Genomic DNA, 16183 nt, shown 5'->3' on the forward strand with positions numbered 1-16183 from the left:
CAATATTTATTTCATATTTGCTTTGCCTTTGCGCATGCTTTTGGGGTGGAACAGGGGACTTAAAATCCCTAGGCGTAAAAGCCGTGCCGGTTCGAATCCGGCCGCGGGTACCACCGAAAGGGCGGCTCAGGGTCGGTCGAGGATGAAATCCGGCACGATGCCCGACCGGGCGATGGGGCCGTCCACATCCTGTCCGCCGAAAAAGCCGTATTCGGCGATCAGCGCGGTCCGGAACCCGGCGGCCTGCCCCCCCAGAATGTCGGTGTGCAGGCTGTCGCCCACCATCAGGACGCGGTCGGGCGCGGGGGCGCCGAGCTGACCCTGCGCCAGATCGTAGATGTTCTGGAACGGCTTGCCGAAAAACCTGGGCGCGGTCCCCGTGGCGTCGGCCAGTCGATGCGCGAAGCTGCCCGGCTCGACGGAGAACCCGGTTTCGCGCGGCGCAACGATATCTGGGTTGCCCACGTAGACGGGCCGGGGATTGGCGGTGATGGCAGCCTCGAGCAGCGCCTGCCGCGTCTCGGTCCAGACCGCGCTGCCGAGCAGCAGAAACGCCTCTGCGGCGTCATAGGCGGCGGGATCCTCGGCCAGGTAGGTGATGTTCAGCCCCTCGAGATCGGCGCGGCCCAGGGTTTCGGTCGCCATAAGACCCCAGTGTCGCGCCGCCTCCCCGCGCACCGCGTGCAGCAGCGTCTTGCGACTGGTGATCACGTCGTCGGGGGCAAAATCATAGCCGAGCCGGGTGTATTTCTCCATCAGCCTGGCATGGGGAAAACCTGCCGCGTTCGACACCACCAGAACCCGCTTGCCCCGCGCCTGAAGCCCCGCGACACGTTCGGGCACGCCGTCGATGGCGGTCTCGCCGATGTTCAGCACCCCGAACGCATCGAGCAGGAAGACGTCGAAATCATCCGCCAGCGCATCGAGATCGGGCAGCCGCGCACAACCGGCATCGCGGGTGGGCACCGGCAGCCGGTGCCGCACCGCCTCATAGGCGGCGAACGCTTCGTCCATGGTCAAATGATGGCTCCGCGCACCTTGGCCGACACCCATTCCGAGATCACCACGGCCGCCAGGATCACCAGCAGGATCAGCGCCACCTGCGGCCAGGCCAGCACGTTCAGCGACGAGGACAGTTGCAGCCCGATGCCGCCAGCGCCGACAAGCCCCAGCACCGTCGATTCGCGGATGTTGATGTCCCAGCGGAACACCGCGACACCGGCAAAGGCCGGCATGATCTGCGGCACGATCCCGTAGACCATCACCTGCCAGCGCGACGCCCCGGTGGCCGAGATCGCCTCGACCTGGCTTTCGTCGATCTCCTCGATCGCCTCGTAAAGCAGCTTGGCGCAGAACCCGATCGACCGGATCGCGATGGCGACAACACCGGCAAAAACGCCGGGGCCGATGATCGCGATCAGCAGCAGGGCCCAGATCAGCGAATTGATCGACCGGGTCGACACGATGATCAAGAGGGCGATGGGGCGGACGATGAAGCGCGACGGCGTGGTATTGCGCGCTGCCAGAAACGCCACCGGCACGGCGAAGATCAGCGCGATGATGGTGCCCAGCGTGGCGATGTTCAGCGTGTCCCAGATCGGCTTGCCCAGCTGGGTGATGTAGTCCCATTTCGGTGGCGTGGCGCGGGTCCAGATGTCACCTGCGATGCGCGGTGCGTCCCAGACGAAGAACCATGTCGTCGCCTCTGATATCTGCTGCCAGCAATAGGCAAAGACCGCCACCCCGATCAGCCACATGATCCAGTGCGCCAGGCTTTCGCGCCCGGTGCGGCGCTGCCAAAGCCTGGTGCCGCTTGCGTCCCGGACCGGCATTATTGCACCCGCGCGCGAATGATGCCCGACAGGTATTCAAGCGCCATCACGATGCCGATGATCAGCAGCAGGATCGCCGCCGCGGTGTCGTATTCGTAGCGGTCGAACGAGGTGTTGAGCGTCGCCCCGATGCCGCCCGCGCCAACCAGCCCCAGAATGGCGCTTTCGCGGAAGTTGATGTCGATGCGGTACATCGACAGGCCGATCAGCCGGGGCATGACCTGTGGCTGCACGCCGTAGTTGATCCATTGCGTCCAGCGTGCGCCCGACGCCCGGATCGCCTCGGCCTGCACGCGGTCCATGCTTTCGATGTCCTCGGCCAGAAGTTTCGACAGAAAGCCGATGGTCGCGAAGCTGAGTGTCAGAAAGCCCGCCAGCGGGCCGAAGCCGAAGATCGCCACCAGCAGGATCGCGACGATGATTTCCTGCAGCGCGCGGCTGACGGCGATGATCGACCGGCAGATCAGGTAGACCGGCAGAGGGGCCACGTTGCGTGCCGCGCCCAGCGCGATGGGGATCGAGATGGCGATGCCCACGACCGAGGCGGCGACGGTCATGATGATGCTTTCGATCATGCCTTCCCAGATGTCTCCCGACCGCGACGTGAAGTCCGGGCTGGTGAAGGCAAGGACGAACTGCTTGCCGCGTTCGAGCCCCTCATAGACCCGACTCCAGTTGATCTCGATGGTCAGGAAGGCGGCGATCAGGTAGGCGACAAATCCCGCCACGAGCGCCCAGCGCAACCCGGGGCGCTTGACGAAGGGCGGTTTGCGCCAGCCGGTGCCGAGCATGTCGTCCAGTTCGCGATGGGTGCTCATCAGGCGGCCTCGATTTCGTCGTCGTCGTCGTCCTCGACCGGCTTGATGGTCGCTTCCCAGTCTTCCTCGCCGTAGATCGTGGTCAGCACGTCCGGGGTCAGGGCATCGGGCGGACCGTCGAACTCGATCGCGCCGACGCGCAGACCGATGACGCGTTGCACGAACATCTGCGCCAGCGCCACGTCGTGAATGTTGATGATCGCGGCCAGACCGCGTTCGAGGCACAACTCGCAGATCAGCCGCATGATCTGCCGCGAGGTTTTCGGATCGAGCGACGCGGTCGGCTCGTCCACCAGCAACAGCGCGGGGTCCTGGATCAGCGCGCGGCAAATGCCGACACGCTGGCGCTGTCCGCCCGACAATTCGTCGGCGCGCTTGTCGGCCATGTGCAGAAGGCCCACCCGGTCAAGCAGGCGGAACGCCTCGTCGATATCGGATTGCGGAAAGCGGCGCAGGAACGAGCGCCAGAAGCCGACATAGCCCAGCCGCCCAGACAGGACGTTCTCCATCACGGTCAGACGCTCGACCAGCGCGTATTCCTGAAAGATCATGCCCATGCGGCGGCGTTCGCGGCGCAACGCCCCGGACGAAAGGCCGGTCAGTTCGGTGCCGTCCAGATAGACCTTGCCCGATGTCGGCTCGACCAGCCGGTTGATGCAGCGGATCAGGGTCGACTTGCCTGCCCCGGACGGGCCGATCAGCGCCACGACCTGCCCCTCGGGAATCTCGAGACTGACCGCCTTGAGCGCCTGATCGCCGGTCTTGTAGGTCTTCACCAGTTTCTCAAGCCTGAGCATGCCGTCCCCCCTGTCGTCGTTCTTTTCGTATTCTTGTCGGCGCGGGCAGGGCGCATCGGCCCCACCCGCCCGAAGTGTCGTCCGGGATTATTCGCAGGCGTAGCTGACACCGTTCGCGGTGTCGATCTTGCGGATCACGTCCCAGAATTCCTTGTAGGTGATCGGAATGAACTGCGCTTCTCCGTTCTTCGAAAACTCTTCCTCGAGGCTGGTGCCTTCCCATTCGAAGCTCATGAACGCGTCCTGAATGGCCTGCTGCAATTCTGGCTTGAGGTTGTAGACGACGCCGTAACCGGTGGTCGGAAAGGTCTGCGACTTGTAGAGGCTGACGATCTGGTCCTCGCTGACCACGTCCCGCTCTATCATCCGCTGCATGACGGAGTTGGCGATCGAGGCCGCCGGGTAATCCTTGTTCGCGACGCCGAGGATCGAGTTGTCGTGCTTGCCCGAGAACGCCGGCTCGAAATCCCGCTCCGGCAGCATGTCGTAATCGGCCTTCAGGATCGCCGAGGGGGCCTTGTAGCCGGAGTTTGACGTGGGCGAGGTAAAGGCCAGTTGCTTGCCCTTGATGTCCTCGACCTTCTCGATGCCCGAACCGGGATAGGTGATGATCTCCATCTCATAGCCGAAAGTTCCGTCCTCTCCCGCCATGATGGTGAAGGGGCGGAAGCCCGCACAGTTCACCGCCAGCGGGTTCGACCCGGTGTTGAAGCCCGCGATGTGCAGGCGGCCCGAACGCATCGCCTCGATCTGGGCGGCGTTGTTCTGCACAGGGAAGAACTGGATCTCCTTGCCGGTTGTTTCGCCGAGGTAGTCGAGGAAATCCGTCCAAGCGGTCTTGTAGACCGCCGGATCCTCGACCGGGGTGAAGGCAAAGATCAGCGTATCGGGGTCGATGTGTTGTGCCGGGTCGCTGGGGATGTCGGCGATCAGGTCGCCATCGGCATCGCAGAAGCGTTCATCCAGATCGCCACGCGGGCAATCCTGCGCGGACGCGGCGCCCGCGATTGTCATGGTCACCGTCAGCGCGGCACCGGATAGAAGAGTCGTCAACAGTTTCATTATGGTATCCTCCCTGCGCAAGACGCTAGGCCGCATGTCCGGATAAAACAAGTCCGGGGCACCCGGCGGGATCGCCGCCCGACGGGACCGTCGATGCCTGATCCGGTATGGGTGCGCGCCGCGCCCCACACGGTCGATCGCGCCGGAGCGCAAGTACGCGGCGGCCCGCGCACGGCGCAGGGGGCAAGCGTCGGGGCCGTGCCGGAATGCGGGCCAGGGTGGCAGCGAGGTGCCGGGCGCAGGGCACACGACCGGCAGGCTCTTGCCCGTTCGGCGGGGCCCTCCCGGGTCGGTGTCGTGCGTCAGCCCGTGCGGCGGCGCAGGCGGATGATCACGTCGACCGACGCGATCTCGGCCCCGTCGGGGGCGTTGGGCAGGCGCGCGATCTCAAGCTCTTCGGCGGGGGCGTCGGTCAGGCGACCTTCATCTTCCCAGAAGAAATGCGGATGATCATGCACGTTGGTGTCGAAATAGCTTTTCGACCCGTCGACCATCACTTCCTGCACCAGCCCCGCATCGCAAAACGCGCGCAAGGTGTTGTAGACGGTCGCAAGCGACACCTTCTGACCCTGGCTTTCAACATCGGCAAACAGGCTCTCGGCGGTGACATGGCGATGATGTCCGTCGCCGATCAAAAGCGCGGCCAGCGCCACGCGCTGCCGGGTCGGGCGCAGGCCCGCCTTGCTCAGCCAGTTCGTGCCGCGATCGATTGCCGTGGAACCCATCGAAGATCCGTGTCCTTGCTCATCCCTGTGCCCATAATATAGGTGCGCGCCCCCCCGAATTTCAAACGGAATCGCCATGTCACGCCGCCCCCGGGCCTTCTGCGGCAGGCTTGCACCCCGCGAGGCCCGGGTGCTAGACCGGGCAAAAGCGACGCAAAAACACGAGGGGTGGCCCGCGAATGGCCGACTATCCGACCAGTTTCGACAAGGACGACCTGCTGAAATGCGCCCGCGGCGAATTGTTCGGCGAAGGCAATGCGCAACTGCCCGAACCGCCGATGCTGATGATGGATCGGATCACCGATATCTCGGGCGATGGCGGGCCGAACGGCAAAGGCCATGTGCGCGCCGAGTTCGATATCACCCCGGATCTGTGGTTCTTCGCGTGCCATTTCCCCGGCAACCCGATCATGCCGGGCTGCCTTGGGCTTGACGGGCTGTGGCAGCTGACCGGCTTCAACCTCGGCTGGCGCGGCTGGAAAGGGCGGGGCTATGCGCTGGGCGTCGGTGAGGTCAAGCTGACCGGCATGGTGCGCCCCGACCGCAAGCTGTTGACCTACCACGTCGATTTCACCAAGGCCATGCAGACCCGCCGCCTGACCATGGGTGTCGCCGACGGCCGCGTCGAGGCCGATGGAGAGACGATCTATCTGGTCAAGGACATGAAGGTCGCGCTCTCGGAAAGCTGAGGCACTTGGCCGTATCCGGACAATCCGGGATGGAAGCCCCCAGGCTCGATGCGCTTTTGGTGACCGAAGGCACGCTGGGTCCGCTTCTGGACCTTCGGGTGCGCGATGGCGAAGAGACGCTGATCGCGCCCGTCGCGGATTGGCTGGCCCAAGCCGCGCACAAGGACTATGCCGTCAGCTTCGGATTGTACCACGGCGGCATCGCGGTCGGCCTTGTTTCGGTGATCGACCCGCGCCTGATCCCCGAGGACCATCGCGAAGATTTCCAGCCGGGGTGTCTTTATGTCTGGCGGCTGATGATCGACCGCACACAGCGCGGCAAGTCCTTTGGTCGCGGGGCGGTTGCGCTGGCCACGCAGTACGCGCGGACCATCGGGCTCGACGGGGTATCGCTGACCACCATGGAGTCCGCGGCGGGCAATGCGCTGGCCTTCTACGAGCGGCTAGGCTTTGCGCCCACCGGACGGCGCATCGATGGCGAGATCGAACTCGTCCTGCGCACCGGCACCTGAAAAACACGCCCGCACGCGCGGACAATCGCGGAAAGGCCCGGGGCGGTAACGGGTTGCGCCGCGCGCCCTGGCCGTCTTACACAGACGGCAATGCAAAAGGGGAGAGCGCCATGCGCCGCGTCGTCGTCACGGGACTGGGCATCGTCTCATCCATCGGAAACAACGCCCAAGAGGTCCTGTCCGCGCTGAAGGCGGGCCGCTCGGGCATCACCGCCAACGCGGACATGAAGGAACACGGCTTCCGGTCGCAGATTGCGGGCAACGTCAAGATCGACGTGACCGAGCATGTGGACAAGCGGACGCTGCGCTTCATGGGGCCGGGTGCCGCCTATGCCCATATCGCCATGCAGCAGGCCATCGCCGATGCCGGGCTTTCAGAGAGCGACATCTCGAACCCGCGCACCGGGCTTGTGGCAGGGTCGGGCGGGCCATCGACCTCGTCGATGTTCGCCGCGCACCAGACGGTTCTCGAAAAGGGCAGCCCGAAGCGCATCGGTCCCTTCGCGGTGCCCAAATGCATGTCGTCGACGATCTCGGCGAACCTGTCGACGGCGTTCAAGATCAAGGGCATCAACTATTCGATCACCTCGGCCTGCTCGACCTCGCTGCATTGCATCGGCAACGCCGCCGAGCAGATCATGATGGGCAAGCAGGACGTGATGTTCGCCGGCGGCGGCGAAGAGCTTGACTGGACGCTGTCGTGCCTCTTCGACGCGATGGGCGCGATGTCGTCGAAGTACAACGACACACCGGAAAAGGCGTCGCGCGCCTTCGACGCGGACCGCGACGGTTTTGTCATCGGCGGCGGCGGCGGCATCCTGGTGCTGGAAGAACTGTCCCATGCGAAAGCCCGCGGCGCGAAGATCTACGCGGAAGTGACCGGCTATGCCGCGACGTCCGACGGGCACGACATGGTCGCCCCCTCGGGCGAGGGCGGCGAACGCGCGATGCGACTGGCGCTGCAATCGCTGCCCGAGGGCCGCCGCGTCGGCTATATCAACGCGCATGGCACCTCGACTCCCGTCGGCGATGTCGGCGAGATCGAGGCGGTGCGCCGCGTCTTCGGCGACGGCCAGACGCCGCCGGTGTCGTCCACCAAGTCGATGACCGGGCACAGCCAGGGGGCCACCGGCGCGCAGGAGGCGGTCTATTGCCTGCTGATGCTGCAACACGACTTCATCACGCCCTCGATCAATGTCGAAACTCTCGACCCGGCGCTCAAGCCCGCGGAGATCGCGACGACACTGGTCGAGAACGCGGGGCTCGATACGGTGATGACCAATTCCTTTGGCTTTGGCGGCACCAACGGGTCTATGCTGCTGTCCAGGTATCTGGATTGACGGTGTTTCTTGCAGAGCGACGGGGGCGATGACATGAGCGGACTTCTGGACGGCAAGCGCGGCCTGATCATGGGCGTTGCCAACGAACGCTCCATCGCGTGGGGCATCGCCCGCGCCATGGCGGGGGCCGGGGCGGACCTGGCCTTCACCTACCAGGGCGAGGCCTTCGGGTCACGGCTGAAGCCGCTGGCCGAAAGCGTCGGGTCGGATGTCATGGTCGATGTGGACGTGACCGACGATGCCTCGCTCGATCGCGCCTTTGTGGAGCTGGCCGCGCGCTGGGACAGCCTCGACTTCCTGGTCCATGCCATCGCCTTTTCGGACAAGTCCGAATTGCAGGGCCGGTTCATGAACACCAGCCGCGCCAACTTCAAGAACTCGCTCGATATCTCGTGCTATTCCTTCATCGAGGTGGCGCGCCGGGCGCATCCGATGATGGTCGAGAATGGCGGCACGCTGCTGACCCTGACTTACCAGGGATCGAACCGGGTCGTGCCGAATTACAACGTGATGGGCGTGGCCAAGGCGGCGCTGGAATCCTCGGTGCGGTATCTGGCCAACGATCTGGGCCGTGACGGCATCCGGGTGAACGCGCTGTCGCCGGGACCGATGAAGACGCTGGCCGGGGCGGCCATCGGCGGCGCGCGCCGCACCTTCAAGCATACCGACCAGAACGCGCCGCTGGGGGCCAACGCCACGCTCGAGGCGGTGGGCGGCACGGCGGTCTGGCTGGCCTCGGATGGCGGGGCGTGCACCACCGGCGAGATCGTGCATATCGACGGCGGATTCCACGTTCTGGGCATGCCGCAATACGACAACCTGTGAGTGCCTGACCCGATTGAGCGGGCGGCAAGCCGCCCGCGCATGTCTGGCCCGCTGATCCGTTGGATCATCGGGCGTTGGGGCGCTGCCCCGTCTGCCGCGGGGCGGCAGACTCCCCGGCGGTTTTTCGGAAAGATGAAGCCCGGGGACATTTTTCTGCCCATATGGTTTGCCAGACATCGGGAATGGCCAGACTATACGATTTCAGGCAGGCGCGTCGTCGCCGTCATTTCCGGATTTATCAGAGAAAGCGGCGCTGGCTTTCCGGCAGGATCTGGCGAAGCCTGACGCCCCTATTTGCGATGGCGGCGATCCTTGCCGGGGTGGCGCTGTGGGAAGATTTCCCGAATGGCGGTGATTGGGCATCGGCCAGGTCCGCGTCGGTCAAGATCAACCGGGGTAGCTTTGGCGCAAGGGGCCGGGGCGCGCTGGTCGGTCCGGTCAGTCATGTGCGCGATGGCGACACCTTCGAGATCGGCGGCGTCGCGGTGCGGTTTTCCGACTTCGACTGTGCCGAACTCGGCACCGAACGGGGCGCGGCGGCCAAGCGCGCCTTGCGCGACGTGGTGCGCGGGCGCGAGATGTCCTGCACGCTCAACGGCGAGACATCCTATGACCGGGTCATCGGGATCTGCCGTCTGGACGATGGCACGCGGTTGCGCGATGCGATGCGCGCACGGGGTGTCTGTCGCGACTGAGCGGAACCTCGGGGCGCTGGCGTCGTTGTTCCCCTGACCCCAGAGGAGGCGCGCGACCCATGTCCCATACGCTCACGTTGAAATCGATTGACCCCGTCACCCACGACACCCACCATCTTGTCTTCGACCGGCCCGAGGGATTTGACTTCGAACCGGGGCAGGCGGTGGACCTGGCCCTGGACCGCGATGGCTGGCGCGACAAGCAGCGCCCCTTCACCTTCACCAGCCTGCCCGACGACGACACCCTGGAGTTCGTCATCAAGTCCTATCCGGACCATGACGGCGTGACCGAACAGATCGGTCGGATGCAGGCGGGCGACAGGGTGATCATCGACGATCCCTGGGGCGCGATCTCGGACCAGGGGGCGGGCTGGTTCATCGCCGGCGGGGCAGGGGTCACGCCCTTCATCGCCATTCTGAAGCAGCGCCTGCGCGACAATGGCACGCTGGAGGGATCGACGCTGATCTTTTCCAACAAGGCCGAACGCGACATCATCCTGCGCGACACGTTCGAGCAGATGACCGGGCTGACCTGCGTCTTCACCGTCACCGAGCAAAGCGACAGCCCGCTCTGCATGGGCAAGATCGGTCGCGAAATGCTGGCGCAGCATGTCACCCCGGGGGAAGGGGTCTGCTATGTCTGCGGCCCCGACGCGATGCTGGACGATATCTCTGCGGCGCTGAAGGACATCGGCGTGCAGGATGCCGACATCGTCACCGAAGACTTCGACTGACGCGGGTCGGGCTGCCCGCGCGCGGGGTGCCGGAGCCACCGGCCTGGAACCACCGGTCTAGAACCACTGGCCCGGCTCCATCAGGCCGAGGTCCAGCAGCTGGCGTGAATGCCACTCGAACGGGGTCGAGTTGTGCCAGGTGAAGCCGTGGATGTCGAAGGTCGATCCGGGGTTCTTTTTCAACGCCTTGGCGGTGCGGAACGATACGATCGCGGCGGTCAGGTTGTTGTGCCACGGACAGGCATAGGTGTTGTATTCCTCGTCCGAAAAAGTGTGATCGTCGCGCAGGGTCAGCCCCGGCTTGGCGCGGAACAACGCGATGCGGTCGATCTTGCGGCGGGACTGGGGGACGTGTTCCTCGTAGCGCCAGCGCAACCCGCCGTAGAAATCGAGCTGCCGCTCTTTCGGGTAATCGTGGTTGTCGGGATCGGTGCGCGCCAGCGCGTAATACCCCGACCGATCAAGGCAGGCATCGTCGAGCGATACCGCGTCCGGTGCCCCGTCAAGGTCCGCGGTATAAAGATCGACCACATAGGTCAGCATCGCATCGCGCCGTTCCTCGGCGTGGAACGACAGCATTTCGGAGACGTTGCGCGTCTCGCAGAACGGATAGAACAGGTATTCCGCGTTGTAGCAGTAATACATCCAGAGCTTGGGCCCGGCCGCGATGATCCTGTTGACCGCGTCCTGCGCCGCACCCTCGCGGGTCAGGTCGTAGTCGATCCGCACGACCTGCCCGTCAAGATCGGGGGCCAGCGCGAAGATTTTCGACATGAAGACCAGAACCGCCCGGAACCCGAGATTCTGGTGATGCCGGATCGTGGTATCCAGCTCGGCCATGTCCTCGGCAAAGATCATCGCCACCGGCCCTTTCGCAAGGGTCGGGCCGGGATCGGCGAGGAAGGCATCGAGAGAGCTGTACTGCATGATCACTCCGGGGTTTGCCACCAGAGTCCTGAAATTTCGTGTGCATTGCAAGAGGCCCCGCTTCTGCGTTAAGTGCGCGGCTTATCCCGAGACCGGAGTGTTGCCCCCATGTCCGCGCCCAAGAAGCTTTTCATCAAGACCTATGGCTGTCAGATGAACGTCTATGACAGCGAGCGCATGTCAGAGGCGCTGGCGGGCGAGGGCTATGTGGCCACGGACACGCCGGACGATGCGGACATGATCCTGCTCAACACCTGTCATATCCGCGAAAAGGCCGCCGAGAAGGTTTATTCCGAGCTTGGACGCTACAAGCCGCTGAAGCTTGCCAATCCGGACCTCAAGATCGGGGTGGCCGGGTGCGTGGCGCAGGCCGAGGGCGCGGAAATCGTGCGTCGCCAGCCGCTTGTCGATCTGGTGGTCGGTCCGCAAAGCTATCACCGGCTGCCCGACCTTCTGGCGCGGACGGGGGGCGGGGGGCGCGCGCTCGACACCGATTTCCCCGACGAGGACAAGTTCGAGCATCTGGCCGCCCGGCCCAGGGCGCGGCGCGCGCCGTCGGCGTTTCTGACCGTGCAGGAAGGTTGCGACAAGTTCTGCGCCTTCTGCGTGGTGCCCTATACGCGCGGTGCCGAAGTGTCGCGCCCGGTCGACCGCATCCTGACCGAGGCGCGCGATCTGGTGGCGCGGGGTGTGCGCGAGATCACGCTTCTGGGCCAAAACGTGAATGCCTATCACGGTGCCGGGCCCGACGGAACAGACCGCAGCCTTGCGCAATTGATCCGCGAACTGGCCACGATCGACGGGCTGGCGCGGATCCGCTTCACCACCTCGCACCCGAACGACATGGGCGAGGATCTGATCGCGGCGCATGGCGATTGCGACAAGCTGATGCCGTATCTGCATCTGCCGGTGCAGTCGGGATCCGACAGGATTCTCAAGCGGATGAACCGCCAGCACACCGCCGAGGCCTACCTGGCGCTGATCGAGCGGCTGCGCGCGGCGCGGCCCGACCTGCACCTGTCGGGCGACTTCATCGTCGGCTTTCCCGAAGAGACCGAGGCCGATTTCCAGGCCACGCTCGATCTGGTCGCGGCGGTCGGCTACGGCTCGGCCTTCTCGTTCAAGTATTCGACCCGACCGGGGACCCCGGCGGCGGAACGCCCGCAGGTGCCCGAAGACGAAAAGAACGACCGCCTTCAGCGGCTTCAGGCGCTGTTGACGCGCCAGCAGCGCGCGCTGCAGGACGCGATGGTGGGCCGCGATGTTTCGGTGCTGTTCGAGAAGACCGGGCGCATGCCGGGGCAGATGGGCGGCAAGTCCGAGTATCTGCACGCGGTGCATGTGGCGACCGACACCGTCGCCCCGGGCGATCTGCGCCGTGTCCGGATCACCGAAAGTGGGCCGAACTCGCTGTCGGGGACGCTACTGTAGCGCGGTTCCACTGCACGTTTTGACAGTTAATTATTTGTAAACGTTTGGCAATTTTGCCTTTATGGCAGGATTGTGGCGGCGTGGGTATTGTTTCACCTTCCGACACAATATCTTGTGGATTTTCCTTCACAGCGGCCATTTTATTGCTAAAGTGTTGATTATAGTGACTTTGCGCAAAGGGCTGCAAAAGCCCTGCGCATCGTTTGGGGGAAACGAAAAAGATTGAAGGAACGATGGCTGTGGCGCATTCCGTATTCAAGTCCGCCAAGGCGGTGCTGATCAGCGCGGTGGTGGCCGCGTCGGCACTTCCCGGTGCGGTCGCCGCTGAAACCGCAAACGCGCGGGTCCCGGTAATTTCGACGCAAAACACGACGACCATCTTGGGCGAGCGCTACATCCCCGGTATCTGGGTCGATCCGGACGGCTGCGAGCACTGGGTCATGGACGACGGCGTCGAGGGCTACATGAGCCCACACGTCAATCGCAAGGGCATCCCGGTCTGCCGCCGGGGCAATGTCTGCGGCGTGATGAACTCCGACCAGTTCTTTGCCACCGACAGCTACCGCATCAGCCCTGCAGGCAAGGCCCGACTGGCAGAGTTCTTCCAGAAGGCCTCGGCCACGGCCTATGTCATCACCGGGCACACCGACAGCCGTGCCAGCGACCAGTACAACATGCGCCTGAGCTACAACCGGGCCAACTCGGTCGCGGCGGTCGGCAAGTCCGTCGGTGCCCGCATCGTCGATGTGCGCGGCTACGGCGAACGGATGCCCATCGCCTCGAACGGCACCACCACCGGCATGGCGAAGAACCGTCGCGTTGAAATCATCTGCATCCGCTAAGGGGACGAGACACATGAAAATCACCAAACTCGTGCTTCTCGGCGTCGCGGCGGCGGCTTTGTCCGCCTGCGACATGCCCGTCGGTCCCGACAAGAGCCAGGACGTCAACACCTTCGACCGCGACGACCTGTCGACCATGCGGGCGGGCATCTGGGTCGATCCCAATGGCTGCGATCACTGGATCATCGACGACGGCGTCGAGGGATATCTTTCGGCGCGGATCGACAAGTACGGCCATCCGGTCTGCTCCGGTTCCGCCCCGCCGACCGTCGCCACCGGCGATTTCAAGCAGGGATCGACCAGCATCATCGGCGACCCGCTCTGATCGGGTGCCCCACCGCCGCGATATCGCGCCGCGCAAGGGTCGTACCCCTTGCGCGGCGATTTTGTATGAAACGACCCCGGTGAACGGTTTCGCACCTTGCCACCCGGCCCCGCCCTTGGGACAATGACCACAGACTCGCAAACACGGAGAGCTGCGTGACGACAGGGACCCTGACCGACGCCTCTATCGAATTTCCCGACAATCGCCTGCTCATCGAGCTTTGTGGCGAATTCGATCGCAATCTGACCGACATCGAGGGTCGTCTGGGCGTGCAGATCTTGCGGCGCGGCAACCATCTGGCGGTGCATGGCGATGCCGACGCCCGGGATGAGGCGGTCGAGGTCCTGACCAGCCTCTACAACCGGCTCGAACAGGGCAAGGGCGTCGAGCAGGGCGATATCGACCGCGAGTTTCGCATGTCGCCGGACACCGAGGCCGAGGACCAGCTTGAGATGTTCTCGGGCGGCACCATCGAGATCAAGACCCGCAAGAAGCTGGTCGAGCCGCGCACCGAAGCGCAGAAGGCCTATGTCCGGTCGCTCTACGAGAACGAGCTTGCCTTCGGCATCGGCCCGGCGGGCACCGGCAAGACCTACCTCGCCGTCGCGGTGGGGGTGAACATGTTCATCAACGGGCAGGTCGACAAGATCATCCTCTCGCGCCCAGCGGTCGAGGCGGGCGAACGGCTGGGATTTCTGCCGGGCGACATGAAGGAAAAGATCGACCCCTACATGCAGCCGCTCTATGACGCGCTGAACGATTTCCTTCCGGGCAAGATGCTGGCCAAGATGATGGAGGAAAAGACCGTCGAGATCGCGCCCTTGGCCTTCATGCGCGGGCGCACGCTGGCCAATGCCTTTGTCGTGCTCGACGAGGCGCAGAACGCCACCTCGATGCAGATGAAGATGTTCCTGACGCGGCTTGGCGAAGGCTCGCGCATGGTGATCACCGGCGACCGCAGTCAGGTCGACCTGCCGCGCGGCGTCCAGTCCGGCCTGCGCGACGCGGAACGCATCCTGACCGACATAGACCGGATTTCGTTCAACTATTTCACGGCGGCCGACGTGGTGCGGCACCCGCTGGTGGCGGCGATCATCAAGGCCTACGACAAGGACGAAGCTGTCGGGTGAGCCGGGCCGCGCGATCATGCTGACCGAAACCATCCTCGAGGATGAGGGCTGGGCGACACACGACCTGGCCGCGCGGGCCGAGGCGAGCGCGCGCGCGGCTTTGCAGGCGCTGGGCCTCGATCCCGACGCCTTCGAGATCGCGGTGCTGGGCTGCGACGATGCCCGCATCGCCACGCTTAACGCCGATTTCCGCGGCAAGCCGCAGCCGACCAACGTGCTGAGCTGGCCCGAGGAAGACCTGTCACCCGAAACAGCGGGCATGGCCCCCCACGCGCCGGAACCGGACGGCAGCGGGGCGCATTTCCTCGGCGACATCGCCATCGCCCGTGAAACCTGCCTGCGCGAGGCCGACGAACAGCGGATATCTGCCGATGATCACGTCACGCATCTGATCGTTCATGGCGTGCTGCATCTGTTGGGATATGACCATATCCGTGACGAAGACGCCACATTGATGGAGTCGCTCGAAACGCGGATACTTGGAAATATGGGGATCACGGACCCATATTCAGACAATCGGGCCGATTGAGGCTGCAGGAGAACGGACAAGGGAATGGCCGACAGTGACGCATCGTCTGACGCAGCGCAGGGCGCGCAGGGGGACGACGCAGAAGAGAGGCCGGGGTTCTTCCGGCGCCTGTTTGACGGGATGGGCTATTCCGGCACCGACGACGTGGCAGACGACGACATGGCACCGCAGACCTCCCGGCAGAGCGTCGGGCTGGCAAACCTGCGGCGCATGCGGGTCGATGATGTGTCGATCCCCAAGGCCGACATCGTGGCGGTCGCCGACACGATCACCAAGGATGAACTGGTCACGGTGTTCCGCGATACCGGGATGACGCGCCTGCCGGTCTATTCCGGCACGCTTGATACACCCGTGGGCATGGCGCATCTGAAGGACTTCGCGCTGATGCACGGCTTCAACGGCTCGGGCACGCGGTTCAATCTCAAGAAGATGCTGCGGCCCCTGCTGTTCGTGCCGCCCTCGATGCCGATCGGTGTGCTGCTGACCAAGATGCAGACCGAACGGCGGCACATGGCGCTGGTGATCGACGAATATGGTGGTGTCGACGGGCTGGTGACCATCGAGGACCTGATCGAACAGGTCATCGGTGAGATCGAGGACGAGCATGACACCGAAGAGGACAAGAACTGGCGGATCGAGAAGCCGGGCTGCTATCTTGCGCTCGCCAAGACCCCGCTTGAGGAATTCGAGGCCGAGATCGGCGTCGACCTGACCCGGGACGAAGAGATCGACGGCGAAGAGATCGAGACCCTGGGCGGGCTGATCTTCGTGCTGGCCGGGCATGTGCCCGCGCGCGGCGAGGTGGTGGCGCATCCCGCCGGTCTCGAGTTCGAGGTGGTGGACGCCGACCCGCGCCGGATCAAGCGGCTGCGCGTGCGGCTGCCGGGGGCGCAGGGCACCGCCGCCGCCGCGACCGCCCGTTCACAGACACAACAGGCACAGGGGTCGCAGGCAGGCCCGAATGGCTGAG

Annotated in this window: 19 protein-coding genes; 12 read left to right on the top strand and 7 right to left on the bottom strand. The window is 64.6% G+C overall.

Translation table 11 applies throughout. The features are described 5' to 3' along the window. Nucleotides 1-126: 126 nt before the first annotated feature. From ACXYMN_RS17055 to irrA, 6 genes are all read right to left on the bottom strand, one after another. On the bottom strand, nt 127-1014 hold the full coding sequence (locus ACXYMN_RS17055; RefSeq protein ID WP_459014916.1) for an HAD-IIA family hydrolase: 888 nt from the start codon (nt 1012-1014) through the stop codon (nt 127-129). Nucleotides 1015-1016: 2 nt separating this feature from the next. Next, entirely contained in the window at nt 1017-1832 is an 816-nt protein-coding gene (phnE, locus tag ACXYMN_RS17060) for a phosphonate ABC transporter, permease protein PhnE (protein WP_459014918.1), read from the bottom strand. Beyond that, nucleotides 1832-2650 carry a phosphonate ABC transporter, permease protein PhnE gene (phnE, locus tag ACXYMN_RS17065; RefSeq protein ID WP_459014919.1) on the bottom strand — a complete coding sequence of 273 codons (819 nt, stop codon included), beginning with the start codon at nt 2648-2650 and terminating at the stop codon, nt 1832-1834. Before phnE (ACXYMN_RS17065) ends, phnE (ACXYMN_RS17060) begins: the two co-directional genes overlap by 1 nt. Beyond that, a complete protein-coding gene (phnC, locus tag ACXYMN_RS17070) occupies nt 2650-3447 on the bottom strand; it encodes a phosphonate ABC transporter ATP-binding protein (protein WP_459014921.1) in 798 nt (265 codons plus the stop codon). The genes phnE (ACXYMN_RS17065) and phnC overlap by 1 nt, the downstream gene beginning before the upstream one ends. 87 nt (nt 3448-3534) lie before the next feature. After that, the gene (phnD, locus tag ACXYMN_RS17075) at nt 3535-4509 is read right to left on the bottom strand and encodes a phosphate/phosphite/phosphonate ABC transporter substrate-binding protein (RefSeq protein ID WP_459014923.1); all 975 of its coding nucleotides are present in this window, start codon (nt 4507-4509) and stop codon (nt 3535-3537) included. A gap of 302 nt (nt 4510-4811) precedes the next feature. Further along, entirely contained in the window at nt 4812-5234 is a 423-nt protein-coding gene (gene irrA / locus ACXYMN_RS17080; RefSeq protein WP_459014924.1) for an iron response transcriptional regulator IrrA, read from the bottom strand. A gap of 179 nt (nt 5235-5413) precedes the next feature. On the opposite strand from irrA, the gene fabA reads away from it, so the two are divergent. The 6 genes from fabA (at nt 5414) to ACXYMN_RS17110 (ending at nt 10029) form a co-directional block, all read left to right on the top strand. Next, nucleotides 5414-5923, top strand: a complete 510-nt coding sequence (fabA, locus tag ACXYMN_RS17085) for a bifunctional 3-hydroxydecanoyl-ACP dehydratase/trans-2-decenoyl-ACP isomerase (protein WP_459014926.1) — start codon at nt 5414-5416, stop codon at nt 5921-5923. A 29-nt stretch (nt 5924-5952) separates the two neighbouring features. Then, nucleotides 5953-6435: a GNAT family N-acetyltransferase gene (locus tag ACXYMN_RS17090; protein ID WP_459014928.1), complete on the top strand. Its 483-nt coding sequence runs from the start codon at nt 5953-5955 to the stop codon at nt 6433-6435. A gap of 110 nt (nt 6436-6545) precedes the next feature. Beyond that, the gene (gene fabB, locus ACXYMN_RS17095; protein WP_459014930.1) at nt 6546-7775 is read left to right on the top strand and encodes a beta-ketoacyl-ACP synthase I; all 1230 of its coding nucleotides are present in this window, start codon (nt 6546-6548) and stop codon (nt 7773-7775) included. A gap of 33 nt (nt 7776-7808) precedes the next feature. Beyond that, nucleotides 7809-8600 (top strand): enoyl-ACP reductase FabI, encoded by a 792-nt coding sequence (locus ACXYMN_RS17100; protein WP_459014932.1) that lies wholly within the window; start codon nt 7809-7811, stop codon nt 8598-8600. 299 nt (nt 8601-8899) lie between these two features. Continuing rightward, nucleotides 8900-9295 (top strand): thermonuclease family protein, encoded by a 396-nt coding sequence (locus ACXYMN_RS17105; protein WP_459014934.1) that lies wholly within the window; start codon nt 8900-8902, stop codon nt 9293-9295. A gap of 59 nt (nt 9296-9354) precedes the next feature. Then, entirely contained in the window at nt 9355-10029 is a 675-nt protein-coding gene (locus tag ACXYMN_RS17110; RefSeq protein WP_459014936.1) for an FAD-binding oxidoreductase, read from the top strand. Nucleotides 10030-10086: 57 nt separating this feature from the next. Here the strand turns inward: ACXYMN_RS17110 and ACXYMN_RS17115 are convergent, their stop codons facing one another. Further along, nucleotides 10087-10956, bottom strand: coding sequence for a hypothetical protein (locus tag ACXYMN_RS17115; RefSeq protein WP_459014937.1), 870 nt, complete (start codon nt 10954-10956; stop codon nt 10087-10089). 108 nt (nt 10957-11064) lie between these two features. On the opposite strand from ACXYMN_RS17115, the gene miaB reads away from it, so the two are divergent. The 6 genes from miaB (at nt 11065) to ACXYMN_RS17145 (ending at nt 16182) form a co-directional block, all read left to right on the top strand. Then, nucleotides 11065-12387, top strand: a complete 1323-nt coding sequence (gene miaB, locus ACXYMN_RS17120; protein WP_459014939.1) for a tRNA (N6-isopentenyl adenosine(37)-C2)-methylthiotransferase MiaB — start codon at nt 11065-11067, stop codon at nt 12385-12387. A gap of 233 nt (nt 12388-12620) precedes the next feature. After that, entirely contained in the window at nt 12621-13229 is a 609-nt protein-coding gene (locus ACXYMN_RS17125; protein ID WP_459014940.1) for an OmpA family protein, read from the top strand. Between the two features lie 13 nt (nt 13230-13242). Then, nucleotides 13243-13554: a hypothetical protein gene (locus tag ACXYMN_RS17130; RefSeq protein WP_459014942.1), complete on the top strand. Its 312-nt coding sequence runs from the start codon at nt 13243-13245 to the stop codon at nt 13552-13554. A gap of 155 nt (nt 13555-13709) precedes the next feature. Continuing rightward, a complete protein-coding gene (locus ACXYMN_RS17135) occupies nt 13710-14684 on the top strand; it encodes a PhoH family protein (protein WP_459014944.1) in 975 nt (324 codons plus the stop codon). Nucleotides 14685-14700: 16 nt separating this feature from the next. Then, entirely contained in the window at nt 14701-15213 is a 513-nt protein-coding gene (gene ybeY, locus ACXYMN_RS17140) for an rRNA maturation RNase YbeY (protein WP_459014946.1), read from the top strand. A gap of 24 nt (nt 15214-15237) precedes the next feature. Further along, on the top strand, nt 15238-16182 hold the full coding sequence (locus ACXYMN_RS17145) for a transporter associated domain-containing protein (protein WP_459014948.1): 945 nt from the start codon (nt 15238-15240) through the stop codon (nt 16180-16182). Nucleotide 16183: the final 1 nt, after the last annotated feature.

The sequence above is a fragment of the Roseivivax sp. CAU 1753 genome (genome assembly GCF_054482575.1).